The sequence below is a fragment of the Pseudomonas sp. PDM32 genome (assembly GCF_019219225.1).
In the GTDB taxonomy this organism is placed as follows: domain Bacteria; phylum Pseudomonadota; class Gammaproteobacteria; order Pseudomonadales; family Pseudomonadaceae; genus Aquipseudomonas; species Aquipseudomonas laurylsulfatiphila.
The window spans coordinates 320,740-339,731 of record NZ_JAHUWE010000002.1 but is presented as its reverse complement, the minus strand read 5'-3'; the positions used below and the strand labels follow the sequence as shown (position 1 = coordinate 339,731).

Sequence of the window (18,992 nt, the reverse complement as noted above, 5' to 3'; positions counted from 1 at the left end):
CAACCCTCGATATGTCATGACCTGTGCTTGAGGTCAGATGAGAGGTGCGATATGAACACTGATCCAAAGGCCTTCGACGTTGATGAAACGCCGGAGTATCCGCTGCCGTCACCTACCGATTCCTTGAGCCGCGACCAACGGCCGCCGGACGACGATGCCGGCGTGGAACAAGTGCCGAGCGACGAGAGCGACGAGAATGTCGAGGCAGATCCGCGCGATCGGGGCGATGCAGGTACCGATGGCTCGGGAGATCCGGCTACTTCGAAGCGGCGGTGAGGAAATCCGGGGCTTGAATGCTTCCTGAGCGAATCGATCCGAGGGGGGCGCCCGATCCCAGCGGATCCACCCACCCCGTCGGGTTGCGGGTGTACCGATACGGGTTCAACCCACCGCCCGACCTGAGCGGATCCGGTGTCAGGAAACGACCGAAGTCCGGATGGTAATAGCGATGTCGGTTGTAGTGCAGGCCACTCTCAGTGTCGAAGTAATGTCCCTGAAACCTTAAGGGTTGTTCGAGCCGTTCGCGGCTCGATGCTCGGAGTTTGCCGTGGGCGCTGTATTGGGCCGACCAGACAATCGCACCGCCGTGGCCGGTCAGTTCCTGCGGGGTGCCGAGGTGGTCGAGTTGAAAGTAGTATGGGCAGGCGTGTGCCCGGCCTTTGCCGTCGAGCAGCGCCAGCGGGCGGAAGCTACCGGGCTCGCCGGGCTCGCTGCGTTCGTAGAGGTAGCTGCGGTAGTGCCGGGGGCCGCTTTCGGCGATCAGCCGGTCGTCTTGCCAGAAGTATTGTGTGGTGTAGCCATCAACCGTTTTTTGGATGCGCCGGCCGAAAGCGTCGTAGTGATAGCTGACACTTTCACCGTCCGGGGAACTGACGCTGATCAGTTGGTGCTGGCTGTCGTAAGAGTATTCGGTGACCTGGGGCGGCAGGCCGCGGCGTTCGCGGATCAGATTGCCGAAGGCGTCGTAGTCGTAGCAGCTGTCGTCACTGCGCTGCAGGCGGTAGCCCTGAAAAACATATGGGCCGGGACGCCCTTGGATCAGCAGGTTGCCGGCCGGGTCGTGGTTGAAGTGCTCTGCGCACCGGTCGCAGGCGTGACGTACGCCGGTCAGACGGTCGAGTGCATCGTATTGATAGTGGCGTGAACCGTGGCGGCTGTCGGTAACCTTCAAGAGATTGCCCTTGGCGCTGTAGGCATACTCGCGGCGGTACTGCGGCCGTTGTTTTTGGCTGACGACATGGGCCTGTAAACGGCCTTGCGCGTCGTAGGCGTACTCGCTGAGCAGAAGGCCTTGTTGCCGCTGCTGTTCGCGTCCGCCGACAAAACGATGGCGGGTCAGGGGTGTGCCGTTGAGGTCGATGGCCGTGAGGGCGCCTCCCTTGGCGTGGTGGTAGACGAGGATACAGGCGTCCGGCAGGCGCAGGCTCTTGAGCCGACCGCAGACGTCGTAGTCGTAACGCAGGGTGCCCCAGCCCTGATGCTCGGTGATCAATCGGTCCTGAAGGTCGTATTCGAACTGCAACGGAGAATCCTGGCCGTCATCGACGCAGACCAGTCGCCCGAGCGTGTCGTAGCGGTACTCGACCCTGACCCCATCGGGCAAGGTTTTCACCCGTAACCGCCCGGCGCTGTCACGCTGATAGCCGGTAACCAGCTGCGAACCGTCGTCGCCAAACTCGGTTTTCTTCAGCAATTGGCCATTGAGGTCGTAGCAGTAAGTGGTACGACGCCCATCGAAGGCGGTTTCCTGTCGGATCAATCCTCCCGGGGTGTAGTCCAGACGGTAAGTGTCGCCCACCTCGTTTTCGATCTCGGTCAGCAGCAATTGCGCATGGTCGTAGCGGTACTTCAGCGCGCAGCCGTCGGGGTTGGTCCGACGGCTGATCAAGTGCAGGTCGTCGGCGTATTCGTAACGGGTTACCCGTCCCAGTTCGTCGGTCTCGGCGGTGACCCGGCCGTAGGCGTTGTAGCGCCAGGCACGGCAGGCACCCATGGGCAGCGTGGTCCGGCTCAGTCGACCGACGGCATCCCACTCATAACGGGTGATGGCACCGTGTTCGTCCTGCCCGGTAATCCGCCGCCCCAGCGCATCGTAGGAAAACATGCGCTGGGAGCCATCGGGCAAGGTTTCTTCCAGCAACTGTCCCAGGACGTTCCAGGCAAACCGGTGAATGCTCCGGTCTGGAAACCGGATCGTCAGCAAGCGCCCCAGCGAGTCGTAGGAATAGTGGGTGATCTGTCCATCGGGATCGGTGACGGCCGTGATGTCTCCCTGGGCATTGCGCTGGTAACTCCACGTCCCCCGACCGCGGGTGCGGGCGTGCAGGAAACCGTGGCGATACTTGTAGGACGTGGGCGCCTCATCCGGCGCATGCACCGCGATCAGTCGCCCGGCTTCGTCATAATGGTATTGGGTGACGGTGCCGAGGGCGTCCTGCTCGAAGATCAATCGGCCCAGATTGTCGTAGGCCTTGTGCTGCTCGCCGCCGTCCAGCCCGATGTGGCGCACCAATCGTGCGTATGGGTCATGAACGTAAACCTCCTGGCTGCCGTCGGCGTTGTTCACCGTCACGGTGCCTTGATCGTCCCAGACGTAACGCGCCTCCATCTGCGCAAACGAGGCCCAATGATGGATGCAGCGGGCGGTCTTGCCGGAGCGTTCCCACGCCCAGAAGACACTCGCGCCGCCCGCCAGTTGCCGTTGCAGGATCACGTGCTGCTCGTCGTAGTCATAACGCTCGCTGTCACCCACGGCGTTGGTCGCCTCGACCAGACGCTGGCGGGCGTCGTAGCGGTAACTGGCCAGTGTCTGTTCGGTGCGCCAGGTGTGCGCCTCGGGCCCGCAGCGCTGAAACACCTGATAGTCGACGGCCACCAGATGCTTGAGGTTATAACGCAACAGCAAGGCACGGTCGGCGCCGTTGTCCAGGCGCTGAATCCGCTCAAGGCCGTCTCGCTGCACCGTCAGGCGGTTGTCGTAGGCGTCGCTGATCACGGTCAGTCGGCCGTCGCGGAAATGAAAAAAACGCGCCACGTCGCCGGCCTGGGCGAGGATCAGTTCGCCCGATTCGTCGCCGAGGTAAATCGCCGCCCGCGACAGTCTGTTACGGATCAACGGGCGCGCCGTCGTCGGCCATGGAAATGGCGTGCGTCGGTTTTCGGCGTCGATCCACAGCACCTGCTCGCCGTGGAATTCCAGATGCTGGCACAGCGAGTGCCGCCAGCCGAAACCGAGCCCGCTGTCGAGTTCGACGGCACGGGTGCGATAGAAGCGGGTGAAGTCGAACGGCAAGATCCCGTCGAGGGTGCCGTCCGTGAGGGTCAGTGATACTTCACCGGTGACCATCGAAACCGGGCCGTTTTGGGGGGCGGTGCGCTCGATGCTATTGATACTGGCGGCGAACTTGTGCGCTTGTATCAGGGGGCCGCTGGCGGGACATGCCAATACCTTTTGGGGATCGAACATCTGCAGACTTTCGCTTGGCGGAATGTAGGACGTGAGACTCTGCGGAGGATCTTCAACGAAAGAAGTCGGGAAAGTTGGCGTTTGATGTAGGGCAAATCGCTAAATCACGAGAGCCATTCGGCGTGGATCGGGATTTCATCGTTGCTCTGAGACAGCCGCGCTCGTTATGCTGCTGAATCCTTTAATCCATTCGGGGGCGGGCCTCACCTGCGCCGCCCGGGATGCCTTGGAAAACGGATCAGATGCGATGAATGCACCGCTCAAAACATTCGGCCCGATCAAGGCCGTGATTTTCGATATGGACGGCTTGCTGCTGGACACAGAGGGCATCTACACCGAAGTCACGTCCATCATTGCCGCGCGTTACGGCCGAACGTTCGACTGGAGCATCAAGCAGAACATCATTGGCCGGGGCGCTGGGGATCTGGCGCGCTATGTGGTTGAAGCGCTCGACCTGCCGATTACCGCCGAAGAGTTTCTGGTGATCCGCGAGCCGCTGATGCGCGAGCGTTTTCCTACGGCACAGGCGATGCCTGGCGCACAGGAACTGGTACGGCATCTGAAGGCCAACAACATTCCCATTGCCGTGGGCACCAGTTCATCGAGCCAGTCGTTCGGTCAGAAAACCACCCTGCACCGCGACTGGTTCACCTTGTTCGACTTCATTGTCACCGCCGATGACCCCGAGGTGGGGGCGGCCAAGCCGGCACCGGATATCTTCCTGACGGCAGCGCGGCGTCTGGGCGTCGCGCCCGAGGATTGCTTGGTGTTCGAGGATTCGCCCTTTGGTGTCACCGCAGCGAAAGCGGCGGGGATGACGGCGATTGCAATTCCGGATGCGGCAATGGCCGACGCCAGGTACGCACACGCCGATGGCATTCTTCGTACGTTGAAGGCGTTTGAGCCGGACGCCTTTGGTTTGCCTGCGCTTGAGTGGGTCTGACAAAAAGAAAGTGTGGGAGCGGGCTTGCTCGCGAAGGCGGTGAATCAGACGACATTAATGTTGCCTGACACACCGCCTTCGTCGGATCGCCGCCCGGAGCAAGCCCGCTCCCACATTTTGCTTTGCGTTCAACGCATCAGGCGCCGAAGCCACCGTCGATGGTCAGGCTGGCCCCGGTGATGTAGCCGGCTTCCGGGCTGACGAGGTAGGCGACGAAGCTGGCGATCTCTTCGGCCTTGCCGTACCGGCCCACGGCCATCAACGGGATCAGGCTTTCCGCAAAGTCACCTTCGGCCGGGTTCATGTCGGTGTCGACCGGACCCGGTTGCACGTTATTGATGGTGATGCCTTGCGGGCCGAGGTCACGGGCCAGGCCTTTGGTCAGCCCGACCAGTGCCGACTTGCTCATGGCGTACGGGCCGCCACCGGCAAAGGGCATGCGATCGGCGTTGGTGCTGCCGATGTTGATGATGCGACCGCCTTCGGTCATATGTTTGGCGGCGGCCTGGGTAGCAATGAACACGCTGCGTACGTTGATGGCCAGGGTCTGGTCGAAGTCTTCGAGTTTGAACTCGGCCAGCGGTGCGACGGCCAGTACACCTGCATTGTTGACCAGGATATCCAGGCGACCGAAGGCCTCCACCGTGGCGGACACGGCGCCGCGGATTGCGTCGGCGTCGGCGCTGTCGGCCTTGATGGCCAGGGCCTTGCCGCCCTTGGCGGTGATGCTGTGTTGCAACTCTTCAGCCTTGGCTGTCGAGCTGACATAAGTGAAGGCAACGGTCGCGCCTTCAGCGGCCAGGCGCTTGACGATGGCTGCACCGATACCGCGGGAACCACCTTGAATCAATGCCACTTTGCCGCTGAGGTTCTGAGTAGTCATGTCGATCTCCAAGTCCCGAGGCGAGATGTCCCGGTTGATGGAGCCTAGTATCAGTTCTGGATTACGTGTCGTGTAGACCATAGTTGCGATAGTCTGTGTAAACCAAAAGTTTATAGTGGCGCCTATGGAAACCTTCAGCAGTATCGAATGCTTTGTGCGTAGCGCCGAGGTCGGCAGCTTCGCCGAAGCGGCGCGACGCTTGAGCCTGACACCGGCGGCGGTGGGCAAGAGCGTTGCCAAGCTTGAGGCGCGCCTGGGCGTCAGATTGTTTCAGCGCAGCACGCGCAGACTGACGCTGACCGAGGCCGGTCAGTTGTTTCTCGGCGAAGTCAGCACCAGCCTGCACACCATCCAGAATGCCGTCGCCAACCTCGCCAGCGCCGGTGGGCAGCCTGCGGGTACATTGAAGGTCAGCATGGGGACGGTGTTCGGTTGCCTGTACATAGTGCCGATGCTCGGCGAGTTTCTGCGGCAATTCCCGGCGATCAACCCGGACTGGCACTTCGACAACCGCCAGGTCGATCTGATCGGGCAGGGGTTCGACGCGGCCATCGGCGGCGGCTTCGAATTACCCCAGGGCGTAGTCGCGCGCAAGCTGAGTCCGGCGCATCGGGTATTGGTGGCTTCGCCGGATTACCTGGCGACACATGCGTCAATCATCGAACCGGACGAACTCAAGCACCACGACGGGATCCTGATCCGCTCGCCACAAACCGGTCGCGTGCGCTCCTGGCAGTTGACCCATCGCAATCAGCAACACAGCCCGTTGACGCTCAAGGCGCGGATGACCATGAGCGATTCCGAGGCCGCCTGCGTCGCCGCCGCACAAGGTCTGGGCATTGCTCTGGTGAGCATGCCGTTCGCCTCGGGTTACCTGGAGACGGGCAGGTTGCAGCGGGTGTTGCCGGACTGGTACATCGACGACGGTTACACCTCCATCTATTACGCCGAACACAAACTGCTGCCCGGCAAGACCCGGGCGTTTGTCGATTTCATCATCGAGCAGTTTGCCGAGCGGGGGTTGGGGCAGAGGTTCAGTGCGGTTTGAGTCAGGCTTGGGACCGAGGTGCCCCCTTCGCGAGCAAGCCCGCTCCCACATTCGATCTGTTGTGAATGCAAAAATTGTGTTCACTGGAGATCCAGTGTGGGAGCGGGCTTGCTCGCGAAGGCTGCGCCTCGGTCGACAGTTGCAAACTCAGCGGGCAAACCGCCCCGGCCAGCCAATGATGTTTTTCGGCCGCGGTGTCGCATAGGTCCGCACCTTCGAGGTCGACAACCCCAGCCGCACCAGCGATTCGGCGATGGTCACCGCCGCCGTCACCCCATCCACCACCGGCACTCCGGTACGTCGGCGAATCTGCTCGTCCAGCCCGGCCATGCCACCGCAACCAAGGCAAATCACTTCGGCCTTGTCCTGGGTCACCGCCAGTTCGGCCTGATGCACGATGGCTTCCAGTGCGCGTTGCGGTTCATGTTCCAGCTCCAGCACCGCCAGGCCACTGGCCCGTACCGAGGCGCAACGGTCCCACAGGCCCGAGAGCTTGAGGCGGTCTTCGATCAGCGGCACGGTGCGATCGAGGGTGGTGACCACGGAGTAGGCGTGACCGAGAAACATCGCCGTGCTGGCCGCGGCATCGGTGATGTCCACCACCGGTACGTTGAGCAGCTCCTGCAAGCCTTCGCGGCCGTGCTCGCCGTAGCCGGCCTGGATCACCGCGTCGAATGGCTGGTCGTAGGACATCACTCGGTCCATGACCGCGATGGCCGCCAGGTAACTTTCGAAGTTGCCCTCGATGGAGTCGGCGCCGAAGTGCGGGGTGAGGCCGACGATTTCCGTGCCGGGTGACGCGACGGCCTGTGCCGAGCGGGCGATGGCCTGGGTGATGGATTCGGTGGTGTTGACGTTGACCACGAGAATGCGCATGGGGAGTCCTTATTGCGGATGGTTCTGCGGCCCGACTTTGCCGGGCCGCCATGGAGTTAATGGCTGGCGTTTTCGACCGCGATGGCTTCGCCGCTGACATCGGCGTAGTGCGGTTGGCGCTTGGCGATGATCAGGTAGAGCATCCCGGCGATGCCGGCACCAATCAGCCAGGAGAATGGCGACACGCTGTGGAACCCCGGCACCAGGGCCAGGACGATGGCGATCAGGGCGGCGGGGATGAACGCCGCCACGGCGCGCAAATTGACCCCGCGGCTGTAGTAATAAGGGCCGTTGGGGTCTTCGCTGTACAACTGCGGCACGTTGACCTGGCCTTTTCGAACCAGCCAGTAGTCGACCATGATCACGCCGTACAACGGGCCGAGCAGGGCACCGAGGCCGGACAGGAAGTACACGATCACCAGGGGACTGTTATAGAGGTTCCACGGCAGGATCAGCACCGCGATGGTCGCGCTGATCAGTCCGGCGCGACGGAACGTCAGGTACTTCGGCGCCAGGTTACTGAGGACGAACGCCGGGGCGACGAAGTTGGCCATGATGTTCACCGCCACGGTGACGATCAGGAACGCCAGGCAACCGAGTACCAGGAAGAAGGTGTTGGGGATCGAGGCGATGATTTCGGTCGGGCTTTCGATGATCCGGCCGTTGATCTGGAACTGCGCGCCGCACAGCAGGACAGTGATGCTGGCGAACACCAGGATATTCACCGGCAAGCCCCAGAAATTTCCGACCTTGATGGTCTTGCGGCACGGTGAAGAGCGGGCGAAGTCGCAGAAATTGAGGATCAAGGTGCCGTAGATCGCCAGCCACAGTGCGCCACCGGCAAAGATGTTGCGCCACATCTCACCACCGGTCAGCGGCTCACGGATCGACCAGGCAATGCTCGCGTTGGCCTGCAAGTACATCCACGCGGCGAGGGCGGCAACGGTCAGCAGAATCACCGGGCCGGCAAACGCCTCGTAGCGGCGCACCATCTCCATGCCGTAGGCCAGGATCACCAGTTGCACGAACCAGATCGCGACGAAACACACCCAGCCCAGGGGCGACAGGCCGAGGATCGAGTCGTGGTCGTAGTCGGCGAACCCGGGATGGATTGCCGTCAACAGCACGCGAAAGACGACGGACGCGAGGTACGTCTGAATACCGAACCAGGCGATGGCGATCACGGCGCGGATCAACGCGGGAATCTGCGCCCCGTGAATGCCGAAACTGATCCGGCTGATGACCGGAAACGGAACCCCGGTCTTTTGACCCATGTAGCCGGACAGGTTCATGAAGCAATACACCAGCGCCGCTCCGATCCCCAGGGACAACAGGATCTGCCAGCCACCCAGGCCCAGGGCATACAGGCCGATGGCAAAGGAGTAGTTGGCAATGTTGTGAACGTCATTGGTCCACAAGGCAAAGATGCTGTAGCGGCCCCAACGCCGGCCTTCGGCCTTGGTCGGTGCGAGGTCCTTGTTGTGCAGTCGGGGACTGAGCACCACAGGGGAGTGATGCGCCTGATGGTCGGCGGTGTGGGTGGAATGGGGGGAGGGTAGATCCAGCGCGATATTGTTATTGGAGAGACGAGTACGCATTCCGGCAGGCTCCTGATGCTCGACGCCGCGATGACTGTGCATGAGCCTTGGCTCGACAAATCTTCGTCGCGGGTGGCGAATATCATTGGTTACGGGGCATCTGCAGCCTGTACGGGATAGGGCGCTTCAGGCTTGCGGATCTAAAGTGTTTGTATGTTTTGTTGTGATTGTATACAAAACATGTATGCACTTAAGCCAGATCCATGCCAGCCGAGCGTTCTATGAACGGCGCTGTTCATTTCGTTTTGTTATGGCGTTTCGCCAAGTTATTGAAAAATTGACAATATAAATTGACCGATTGAACAGGTATTTATTTTGAATGGGGGATTCAGGAGGGTGTGGCGGCGCACGGCTGAGGCAGGAATGTAACTTTTTGGGGCGCAGAAACTAAAAGTGCACACACAAATGGCACCTATGGTGACAATCGTGTGTACACGTTTTTTGAAGCTGCAGATAACACTGTAGGAGCGAGCCTGCTCGCGATGAACCCTAGAACACAGCGGGGTATCAGGCACCCCGCGTTATCGTTGACGACCATCGCGAGCAGGCTCGCTCCTACAGTGGGTTTACGCTTTGGATTTGCTGATGATGTTCCCCGCATGCAACCCGCATTCCTTCTGCGTCGCTTCTTCCCACCACCAACGGCCTTCGCGCTCATGCTGGTTCGGCAGCACCGGGCGGGTGCAGGGTTCGCAGCCGATGCTGATGAAACCGCGTTCGTGCAGGCTGTTGTATGGCAACTCCAGCATGCGGATGTAGCCCCAGATCTCTTCGCTGGTCATTTGCGCCAGCGGGTTGAACTTGTACAAGGTGCGTTCCGGGGTGGAGAACGCGGTGTCGATTTCCATCACCGCGACGGCGCTGCGGGTGCCGGGGCTCTGGTCGCGACGCTGGCCGGTGGCCCAGGCTTTCACGCCGGACAGCTTGCGGCGCAGCGGTTCGATCTTGCGGATGCCGCAGCATTCGCCATGGCCGTCCTTGTAGAAGCTGAACAGGCCTTTTTCCTTCACGAAGGGTTCGAGTTTCGTGTAGTCCGGCGACACCAGCTCGATGTCGATCTTGTAGTGCTCGCGCACCTGATCGATGAAGCGGTAGGTCTCGGGGTGCAAGCGGCCGGTGTCGAGGCTGAACACCTTGACGTTCTTGTTCAGCTTCCAGGCCATGTCCACCAGCACCACGTCCTCGGCACCGCTGAAAGATATCCACAGGTCATCGCCGAACTCGGCAAACGCGAGTTTCAGGATGTCCTGGGCGGATTTGTTGGCATAGGTCGTGGCGAGTTCCACGACGTCGAACGTTGGGCTCATCAGGGCGGCTTCCTACAGGTCGGTGGCGCTGGGCGCTCTATATGGGGCCGATGGTAACAAAAAGCTGCACGGGCCGGGGCATCCTCTGCGTTGCGCAGGCACGCCCGAGTCGCTAGAGTTCGGCAATCTTTTTGCTCGCTCGACTCAATAATCAATACAAATGGGAGTGTCTTGTGGAAATTGCCTGTCTGGATCTTGAAGGTGTGCTGGTCCCGGAAATCTGGATCGCCTTCGCCGAAAAAACCGGGATCGAATCCCTCAGGGCCACCACCCGGGACATTCCCGACTACGACGTGCTGATGAAGCAACGCCTGCGGATTCTCGACGAGCACGGCTTGAAACTCTCCGACATTCAGGAAGTGATCGCCACGCTCAAGCCGCTGGACGGCGCCATCGAATTCGTCGACTGGCTGCGCGAGCGCTTCCAGGTGGTGATCCTGTCGGACACCTTCTATGAGTTCTCTCAGCCGTTGATGCGCCAACTGGGCTTCCCCACCTTGCTCTGCCATCGCCTGATTACCGACGACAGCGGGCGAGTCACGGGCTATCAGCTGCGTCAGAAAGATCCAAAGCGTCAGTCGGTCCTGGCCTTCAAGAGCCTCTACTACCGGGTGATCGCGGCGGGGGATTCTTACAACGACACCACGATGCTGGGCGAGGCCGATGCCGGGATTCTGTTCCATGCACCGGATAACGTGATTGCCGAGTTTCCGCAGTTCCCGGCGGTGCATACGTTTGAAGAGCTCAAGCAGGAGTTCATCAAAGCTTCGAACCGCCCCCTGACCTTGTAAACCGACCCCCTGTAGGAGCGAGCCTGCTCGCGATGAACCCGAGAGCGCCGCGGGGTGTCAGGTACCCCGTGTCATCGTTGACGTCCATCGCGAGCATGCTCGCTCCTACAGGTTTTGCAGGGTATCGAGCAGGATTTTCACCTTGGTGATCGATTCCTGATATTCGGCCTGCCACTCGGAATCCGCGACTATCCCGCCACCGCCCCAGCAACACACCTGCCTGTCCTTGACCAGCAAACTGCGAATGGCGATGGAGCTGTCCATCTCGCCGCGCACGTCCAGGTAAAGTAACGAACCGCAATACAGGCCGCGTCGGGTCGGTTCCAGTTCGTCGATGATCTGCATCGCACGAATCTTTGGCGCGCCGGTGATCGAGCCGCCGGGGAAGCTGCCGGCGATCAGGTCCAGAGCGTCGCGATCATCCGCCAGTTCACCGGTGACACTGCTCACCAGGTGATGCACGTTCGGGTAACTTTCCAGGCTGAACAACTCCGGCACCCGGACCGAGCCGATGCGACACGTCCGGCCGAGATCGTTGCGCAGCAGGTCGACGATCATCAGGTTTTCCGCGCGGTCCTTGGGGCTGGCCAGCAGTTCGGCGGCGTTCGCGGCGTCTTGCTCAGGCGTAATGCCCCTGGGCCGAGTGCCCTTGATCGGGCGGGTTTCCACATGGCGCTGGCTGACTTTGACGAAGCGTTCCGGCGACAGGCTGAGGACGGCATTGCCGTCAGGCAAGCTCTGGAAACCGGAAAAAGGCGTCGGGCACGCTGCGCGCAAGGCGCAGTAGGCGGCCCACGAATCACCCTGGCAGGGCGCGCGAAAACGCTGGGCGAAATTGACCTGGTAACAGTCACCGGCCTGAATGTACTGCTGGATGCGCTCGATGGCCTGTTGATACTGGTCAGCGCTCAAGTCGGCGGTCATCGGGGTGAGCAGCTTGAAGGGCGCGACCGCTTCCGGTGCCGGTTGGCTGAACAGCTCGATCAGGCGCTGACGCTCGCTGTCGGGCAGGGTCGGGTGGAATACCAGCTGGCTGGTCAGCGCAAGGTGATCGCTGACCAATGCCCAGCCATACAGGCCGAAACGCGCGTCGGGCAGATGTAGGTCGTCACTGGCCTGGCTCGGCAGGCGCTCCAGATGTCGGCCGAAGTCGTAACTCAGGTAGCCGATCAACCCGCCGGCAAACGGCAACTCATAGGGTGCTGGCAAGGAGGCTTCGCCGAGGCACGTCAGGTTATCGCGCAGGCGTTGCAGGAAAGCCTCGCCACTTTCGTCGGGCGATACCGTCAGTTGTTCCAGCGGCCAGGCGCTGAGCAGGTCATAGCGGCCGCGGTCGGCGCTGGGGCGGCCGCTGTCGAGCAGCACGGCACCGGGGGCATGGCGAATCGCCGCGAAATATTGGGCGGGGTTGGCGCAATAGGGCAGCGGGTGTACGGAGCAGGTCAGCATGGGCGGGGGAGATCAGCCATCGAGGCGGGGTGGCGATTGTAGTCCCCTCGGAGAATTGCTCCTAGAGGGGATGTCCGGGAATGTAGGAGCTGTCGAGTGAAACGAGGCTGCGATCTTTTGATCCTGAAAAAACAAGATCAAAGGATCGCAGCCTCGTTTCACTCGACAGCTCCTACAGGGCGACGATCAACCCTCGACCGCAGGAATATGCCCGAACATCTCTTGCACAAACGCCACGCGCTCTTCGACCGTTTCGGTCGCGCCACGAGCCTTCAGGTCTTCCAGTCGTGCTTCCACCGCATGAGTACGCAACGTCAGCCCGCAGTCATTGGCAATCTGGATATTCAGCCCCGGCCGGGCGTTGAGCTCAAGGATCAGCGGGCCTTTTTCCTGGTCCAGGACCATGTCGACACCGATGTAGCCCAGTCCGCACAACTCATAACAGCCGGCGGCGAGTTTCATGAAACCGTCCCAGTAGGGCAGTTGCACGCCATCCACCGCGTTGGTGGTGTCCGGGTGTTTGTTGATGATGTTGTTCAGCCAGGTGCCGCGCAGGGTCAGGCCGGTGGCCAGGTCCACGCCGACGCCGATGGCGCCCTGGTGCAGGTTGGCCTTACCGTTGGACTGGCGCGTCGGCAGACGCAACATGGCCATCACCGGGTAACCCATCAAGACAATGATGCGGATGTCCGGCACGCCTTCGTAGCTGATGCTCTTGAAGATCTGGTCCGGAATCACGCGGTATTCGATCAGCGCCCGGTCGCGGTGACCGCCCAGTGAATACAGGCCGGTCAGGATACTGGAAATCTGGTGCTCGATTTCTTCATGGCTGATGATCCGGCCGGACACCGTGCGATAACGCCCTTCGAAGCGGTCGGCGATGACCAGGATGCCATCGCCACCGGCGCCCTGGGCTGGTTTGATCACGAAGTCATTGCGTGCACCGATGATCTCTTCGAGGTTGTCGATTTCCTTCTCGGTGGAAATCACACCATAGAGCTCGGGCACATGGATGCCGGCGGCGATGGCGCGTTCCTTGGTGATGATCTTGTCATCGACGATCGGGTACAGGCTGCGCTTGTTGTACTTGAGCACGTAGTCTGCGTTGCGCCGATTGATTCCCATGATGCCCCGGGCTTCCAGGGCCTTCCAGGTCTTCCAGAAGCCGAACATCAGGCGTCAGCCTTTTTCAGGAAGGCCTTGAAGCGCACCAGTTCGGTCAGGCGATAGCCGCGATAACGACCCATGGCCAGCATGAAGCCCACCAGGATCAGCAGGATCGCCGGGAAGGTGAACACGAAGTACACCAGTTCCGGCACGGTCATGATCAGGTGCGCCAGGGACGCGGCGAACAGCGTGCCGATAGCCACTTTCATGGCATGGCCACCGCCGCGCTCTTCCCAGGTGATCGACAGGCGTTCGATGGTCATGGTCAGGATCACCATCGGGAACAGTGCGACCGACAAGCCGCGTTCCAGGCCGAGTTTATGGCTGAGCAGGCTGATGGCCGCGATCAGTACTACCACGAAAGTCAGTACCACCGACAACCGCGGCAGCATCTGCAGTTTCAGGTGTTCGAGATAGGAGCGCAGCGACAGGCCCAGCGCCGTGATGATGGTAAACAGCACGATACCGAAGCCGAGCTGGGTTTCGCGGAAGGCCAGGGCGATCAGCACCGGGGTGAAGGTGCCCAGGGTCTGGATGCCGATCAGGTTGCGCAGGATCAGGATCACCAGTACGCCGATCGGGATCATGACCATGATCATGAAGGTCTGCTGGGTTTGCAGCGGCAGGCCGTACAACGAGTACTCGAGGAAGTTGGCGTCGGTGTTTTCGTCGGTCAGCTTGGCCAGGCGAATGGCGTTCATTTCGCTGTTGTTCAGGCTGAAGGTCACGTTGGCCTTCTTGCCGCCATCGACGGTGATCAGGTTTTCGTCGCCGGTCCACCATAGCAGGCGGTCGGTCGGCAGCCCTTGCTCACCGGTTTCCGGGTTGAAGTACAACCAGTCGGTGCCATTGAAACTGCGCAGCCACAGTTCCGGTGTTTGCGGCTGGTCGGCCACCAGGCGGATAGTGTGGACCTTCTCGATCGGCACGTGGGCGATGGACAGCAACAGCTCGACGGTTTTCGCCTTGTGCGCGGTGGATGAATCACCGGCCAGCAACAGTTTCACGTTGTCGTCGTTGAGGTTGTTGACCCGCTTGATGGCTTCGCCGACAAAGGTTTCGACGTCGGCCGAGTGCTGGCGAATCGGTGCGAGCAGGGCTTCGGCGGCGATTTTTTCCGGGCCTTCGATGGTGATGCTGTCGCGAAAGGTCGGGCCTTTGATCTTGGCCTTCTCGCCGGAATAACGCTTGGTCAGCACCAGGCGGTAATACAGCGTCTGATTGCCTTTGGCCCGGCGTGCCGACCAGGTGACCTTGCGGTTGCCGTCGACCCGGTTCACGGCCACGCCGTAGTTATTGGAGATGAAGCTCTCGTTGAGGCTGACGAAGTCGCGGCTCAGCGGTGGCACGAACATCTGGATCTTGACCGGATCCTTGGCGCTGGCGACGAACTCAACCTTGGCGTCGATGTTCCACAGGTCGTCAGTGGCGTCTTCGGTCACCGGGATGCCCAGCACGAAGATCTGATAGGCCGTAACTGAAATGCCCAACACCACCAGGATGGCGATCAGCAGTTTCAGATGAAGGGTAAGAGAGCGCATTTGAATTACTCGGCGGTATGAGCGTCGGTGGTGCAGGCGGGTTTGCCGGCAGCATATTTAAGGCTGGGGTCAACCAGTGCATCGAAACGCTTGAGCGCTTCGGAGCCAATCAGGAGCGGGTATTGGAACGCGCTACGGTCGGTCAGGTTCACTTCGATGCTGCGCAGGGCCGAGCCCATGCAGATGTCCAGTTCGATTACGGGGCGGGCGGTGTACTTCTTGCCTTCCTCGGGGTCGTAATCGCCGGCCCGGCGCTTGATCTTGCTGACACGGGCCAGCGGGCGTTCGATCGGATGCGAATGGGCGGCGTCGATGGCCAGGTAAAACCGCACCCAGGATTCGCCATTGCGTTTGAAGCGTTTGATGTCCCGTGCACTCAAGGAAGCGGTTTTCGCCCCGGTGTCGAGTTTGGCCGCCACTTCCAGGTCTATGCCATTGAGCGATGCGTACTCATTGAGGCCATACACAGTCTTTTCCCCGGCCATGGCGAACCCGGGCAGGCAAAGTAAATAAAGGAAAGCAGGGAAGGGCTTGAGTCTCATAAATCCTGGTGCGCAGCGGTCCGACTTGATTCAAGGCCCTGGCATCGCTGCGCAAGCTCCCTCGTATGCCTGGCAGATTTTTATGACAGGCAGTGCAGATGTGACAAACAAATGCGGCGGCATTCTAGCACGGTGGTTTGATGGCGCCAGCGCTGGCCGGTGGCTATGAGCCTGTGGGGATGCTTCGTTATGGTGCAACCGGTTATCAGAAGATTGTCGACAATATCGATTTAACCTTTGACTGTGGTCCTGGTATTCGTTAGTTTTTGCGGCATTGGCTCACAAGGTGTCGACAATATGCTGGATCAACTCGATCCCCCGGTTTCTACGCAAGACGATACGGAGACACTTTCCGAGAACGTCTTCCGCCGCATTCAGGCGGCTATCGTCAAAGGCGAGATCGCGCCGGGCAGCAAAATCTCCGAACCGGAGCTGGCGCGTACCTACGGCATCAGCCGTGGCCCGTTGCGCGAGGCCATCCATCGCCTGGAAGGCCAGCGCCTGCTGGTACGCGTGCCGCATGTCGGGGCGCGGGTGGTGTCGCTCAATCATGCCGAGCTGCTTGAGCTTTATGAAATCCGTGAATCCCTCGAAGGCATGGCCTGTCGCCTGGCTGCCGAGCGCATGAGCCTCGAAGAAATCGACGAGCTGCGTCGGGTGCTGGAAACCCATGAGCGCGATGAGGCATTCCAGGCAGGTCGGGGCTACTACCAGCAGGAAGGCGATTTCGACTTCCATTACCGAATCATCCAGGGCAGCGGCAACCGCACGCTGACCCAAATGCTCTGCGGCGAGCTGTATCAATTGGTGCGCATGTACCGCATCCAGTTTTCCACCACGCCCAATCGCCCGCACCAGGCGTTCGCCGAGCACCACCGCATTCTCGATGCCATCGCCGACCGTGACGGTGAGCTGGCCGAGTTGTTGATGCGCCGTCACATCGGCGCCTCCAAACGCAATATCGCCCGTCATTACCAGGACGGCGTCAACCCGACAGCCAAACGAGGTGAGTCATGAGTTTGAACAAGAGCACACCAGGCCAGCGTTTCCGCGATGCGGTCGCCAGCGAACATCCACTGCAAGTGGTCGGCGCAATCAATGCCAACCATGCGCTGCTGGCCAAGCGCGCCGGTTTCAAGGCGATCTACCTGTCGGGTGGCGGGGTGGCTGCCGGCTCCCTCGGCTTGCCTGACCTGGGCATCACCGGCCTGGATGACGTGCTGACCGACGTGCGCCGTATCACCGACGTCTGCGATCTGCCATTGCTGGTGGACGTGGACACCGGTTTCGGTTCCTCGGCGTTCAACGTCGCTCGTACCGTCAAGTCGATGATCAAGTTTGGCGCGGCGGCGATTCACATCGAAGACCAGGTTGGCGCCAAGCGCTGCGGCCACCGTCCTAATAAAGAGATCGTGACCCAGCAGGAAATGGTCGACCGCATCAAGGCCGCCGTCGATGCCCGTACCGACGACAGCTTCGTGATCATGGCCCGTACCGACGCCCTGGCGGTGGAAGGCCTGGAGTCTGCCCTGGATCGCGCCGCTGCCTGCATCGAAGCCGGCGCCGACATGATTTTCCCGGAAGCCATCACTGAACTTGAGATGTACAAGCTGTTCGCCAGCCGCGTGAAAGCGCCGATCCTGGCCAACATCACCGAATTCGGCGCGACCCCGCTGTACACCACCGAGCAACTCGCCGCTGTCGACGTGTCGCTGGTGCTGTACCCGCTGTCGGCCTTTCGCGCCATGAACAAGGCCGCGGAAAACGTCTACACCGCACTGCGCCGCGATGGCACGCAAGCGAATGTCATCGACACCATGCAGACTCGTATGGAGCTTTACGATCGCATCGACTACCACACCTTCGAGCAGAAGCTCGATGCGTTGTTTGCCGCGAAGAAGTAATGAACACCCTGTACCTGTAGGAGCGAGCCTGCTCGCGATAGACGTCAACGATGACGCGGGAAGCCTGATACCCCGCGGTGTGCCGTCCACCATCGCGAGCAGGCTCGCTCCCACAGAAGAGCAATGAGTTTCCCCAAAAAATTTCAAAAAAATTGGAGACAGCAATGGCCGAAGCAAAAGTACTCAGTGGCGCCGGGCTCCGTGGCCAGGTAGCCGGGCAAACCGCACTGTCCACCGTGGGCCAGTCGGGTGCGGGTCTGACCTATCGTGGTTATGACGTACGTGAACTGGCGGCTGACGCACAGTTCGAAGAAGTTGCCTACCTGCTGCTGTACGGCGAACTGCCGAGCAAGGCGCAACTGAACGCCTACATCGCCAAGCTGAGCAAGCTGCGTGACCTTCCGCAAGCGCTGAAAGAAGTGCTCGAGCGCATCCCCGCCGACGCCCACCCGATGGACGTGATGCGCACGGGCTGCTCGTTCCTGGGCAACCTGGAGCCGGAGAACAATTTCTCCGAGCAACACGACAAGACCGACCGCCTGTTGGCTGCGTTCCCGGCGATCATGACTTACTGGTATCGCTTCAGCCACGAAGGCAAGCGAATCGATTGCGTCAGCGACGAGCAGTCCATCGGCGGCCACTTCCTGCACCTGCTGCACGGCAAGAAACCAAGCGAGCTGCACGTCAAGGTGATGAACGTTTCGCTGATCCTCTACGCGGAGCACGAGTTCAACGCGTCGACTTTCACCGCACGTGTTTGCGCATCGACCCTGTCCGACCTGTATTCGTGCATCACCGCGGCCATCGGCTCGCTGCGCGGCCCGCTGCATGGCGGCGCCAACGAAGCGGCGATGGAAATGATCGAGCGTTTCTCGTCGCCGGAAGACGCGATCAAGGGCACCCTCGGCATGCTCGAGCGCAAGGACAAGATCATGGGCTTCGGCCACGCGATCTATAAGGACAACGATCCGCGCAACGAGGTGATCAAGGGCTGGTCGAAAAAACTCGCCGACGAAGTGGGTGACAAGGTGTTGTTCCCGGTCTCCGAAGCCATCGACAAGACCATGTGGGAGCAGAAGAAGCTGTTCCCGAACGCCGACTTCTACCATGCCTCGGCGTACCACTTCATGGGCATCCCGACCAAGTTGTTCACACCGATCTTCGTCTGCTCGCGCCTGACCGGCTGGGCTGCACACGTGTACGAACAACGGGCCAACAACCGCATCATCCGTCCAAGCGCCGAATACACCGGCGTTGAACAGCGCAAGTTCGTGCCAATCGAACAGCGCTGAATGGTGGAAATGCCTGCACAGGTCACTGAATGAACCGGTGACCCTGTAGGAGCTGCCGCAGGCTGCGATCTTTGCTTTTTGAAGATCAAAAGATCGCAGCCTGCGGCAGCTCCTACAGAGGTCCGTGCTCAACTCGGAAACTGTGCCAGGCCCCACCTTTTGTAACTACCGTGACCGAGTCCTGA

The 18,992-nt window shown here is 60.7% G+C and carries 16 protein-coding genes; 7 read left to right on the top strand and 9 right to left on the bottom strand.

Going from position 1 to position 18,992, the window contains the following annotated elements; all coding sequences use genetic code 11:
* Positions 1-51: 51 nt before the first annotated feature.
* Positions 52-276 carry a hypothetical protein gene (locus KW846_RS05005; RefSeq protein WP_218481515.1) on the top strand — a complete coding sequence of 75 codons (225 nt, stop codon included), beginning with the start codon at positions 52-54 and terminating at the stop codon, positions 274-276.
* On the opposite strand, the gene KW846_RS05000 is transcribed toward KW846_RS05005, so the two are convergent.
* Positions 257-3,466, bottom strand: coding sequence for an RHS repeat-associated core domain-containing protein (locus tag KW846_RS05000; RefSeq protein ID WP_218481514.1), 3,210 nt, complete (start codon positions 3,464-3,466; stop codon positions 257-259). The two genes, KW846_RS05005 and KW846_RS05000, sit on opposite strands and share 20 nt — an antisense overlap.
* Positions 3,467-3,713: 247 nt before the next feature.
* Between KW846_RS05000 and KW846_RS04995 the strand changes: the two genes are divergently transcribed.
* Entirely contained in the window at positions 3,714-4,409 is a 696-nt protein-coding gene (locus tag KW846_RS04995; RefSeq protein WP_217835885.1) for an HAD-IA family hydrolase, read from the top strand.
* Positions 4,410-4,545: 136 nt separating this feature from the next.
* On the opposite strand, the gene KW846_RS04990 is transcribed toward KW846_RS04995, so the two are convergent.
* Positions 4,546-5,292: a 3-oxoacyl-ACP reductase family protein gene (locus KW846_RS04990; protein WP_218481513.1), complete on the bottom strand. Its 747-nt coding sequence runs from the start codon at positions 5,290-5,292 to the stop codon at positions 4,546-4,548.
* Between the two features lie 124 nt (positions 5,293-5,416).
* Between KW846_RS04990 and KW846_RS04985 the strand changes: the two genes are divergently transcribed.
* Positions 5,417-6,340, top strand: a complete 924-nt coding sequence (locus tag KW846_RS04985; protein ID WP_218481512.1) for a LysR family transcriptional regulator — start codon at positions 5,417-5,419, stop codon at positions 6,338-6,340.
* 147 nt (positions 6,341-6,487) lie between these two features.
* On the opposite strand, the gene KW846_RS04980 is transcribed toward KW846_RS04985, so the two are convergent.
* From KW846_RS04980 to KW846_RS04970, 3 genes are all read right to left on the bottom strand, one after another.
* Entirely contained in the window at positions 6,488-7,216 is a 729-nt protein-coding gene (locus KW846_RS04980) for an aspartate/glutamate racemase family protein (RefSeq protein WP_007988885.1), read from the bottom strand.
* 56 nt (positions 7,217-7,272) lie between these two features.
* Positions 7,273-8,814 (bottom strand): NCS1 family nucleobase:cation symporter-1, encoded by a 1,542-nt coding sequence (locus tag KW846_RS04975; RefSeq protein ID WP_218481511.1) that lies wholly within the window; start codon positions 8,812-8,814, stop codon positions 7,273-7,275.
* Positions 8,815-9,380: 566 nt separating this feature from the next.
* A complete protein-coding gene (locus tag KW846_RS04970) occupies positions 9,381-10,121 on the bottom strand; it encodes a phosphoadenylyl-sulfate reductase (RefSeq protein ID WP_007971943.1) in 741 nt (246 codons plus the stop codon).
* A gap of 173 nt (positions 10,122-10,294) precedes the next feature.
* Here KW846_RS04970 and thrH point away from each other — a divergent pair, with 173 nt between their 5' ends.
* Positions 10,295-10,912 (top strand): bifunctional phosphoserine phosphatase/homoserine phosphotransferase ThrH, encoded by a 618-nt coding sequence (gene thrH / locus KW846_RS04965; RefSeq protein WP_095965141.1) that lies wholly within the window; start codon positions 10,295-10,297, stop codon positions 10,910-10,912.
* 105 nt (positions 10,913-11,017) lie between these two features.
* On the opposite strand, the gene pabB is transcribed toward thrH, so the two are convergent.
* The 4 genes from pabB to KW846_RS04945 all read right to left on the bottom strand — a co-directional run bounded on the left by pabB (position 11,018) and on the right by KW846_RS04945 (position 15,611).
* A complete protein-coding gene (gene pabB, locus KW846_RS04960; protein WP_218481510.1) occupies positions 11,018-12,361 on the bottom strand; it encodes an aminodeoxychorismate synthase component I in 1,344 nt (447 codons plus the stop codon).
* Positions 12,362-12,547: 186 nt separating this feature from the next.
* Positions 12,548-13,534 carry an alpha-L-glutamate ligase-like protein gene (locus KW846_RS04955; RefSeq protein WP_007971543.1) on the bottom strand — a complete coding sequence of 329 codons (987 nt, stop codon included), beginning with the start codon at positions 13,532-13,534 and terminating at the stop codon, positions 12,548-12,550.
* Positions 13,534-15,069: an inactive transglutaminase family protein gene (locus KW846_RS04950; protein WP_218481509.1), complete on the bottom strand. Its 1,536-nt coding sequence runs from the start codon at positions 15,067-15,069 to the stop codon at positions 13,534-13,536. Before KW846_RS04950 ends, KW846_RS04955 begins: the two co-directional genes overlap by 1 nt.
* 5 nt (positions 15,070-15,074) lie before the next feature.
* Complete coding sequence (locus tag KW846_RS04945) at positions 15,075-15,611, bottom strand: ATP-dependent zinc protease (RefSeq protein WP_085716837.1); 537 nt, start codon at positions 15,609-15,611, stop codon at positions 15,075-15,077.
* 297 nt (positions 15,612-15,908) lie between these two features.
* On the opposite strand from KW846_RS04945, the gene KW846_RS04940 reads away from it, so the two are divergent.
* The 3 genes from KW846_RS04940 to prpC all read left to right on the top strand — a co-directional run bounded on the left by KW846_RS04940 (position 15,909) and on the right by prpC (position 18,807).
* Positions 15,909-16,628 (top strand): GntR family transcriptional regulator, encoded by a 720-nt coding sequence (locus KW846_RS04940; RefSeq protein ID WP_007971537.1) that lies wholly within the window; start codon positions 15,909-15,911, stop codon positions 16,626-16,628.
* Entirely contained in the window at positions 16,625-17,515 is an 891-nt protein-coding gene (gene prpB, locus KW846_RS04935; RefSeq protein ID WP_046816178.1) for a methylisocitrate lyase, read from the top strand. Before KW846_RS04940 ends, prpB begins: the two co-directional genes overlap by 4 nt.
* A gap of 164 nt (positions 17,516-17,679) precedes the next feature.
* Positions 17,680-18,807 carry a 2-methylcitrate synthase gene (gene prpC, locus KW846_RS04930; RefSeq protein WP_007971533.1) on the top strand — a complete coding sequence of 376 codons (1,128 nt, stop codon included), beginning with the start codon at positions 17,680-17,682 and terminating at the stop codon, positions 18,805-18,807.
* Positions 18,808-18,992: the final 185 nt, after the last annotated feature.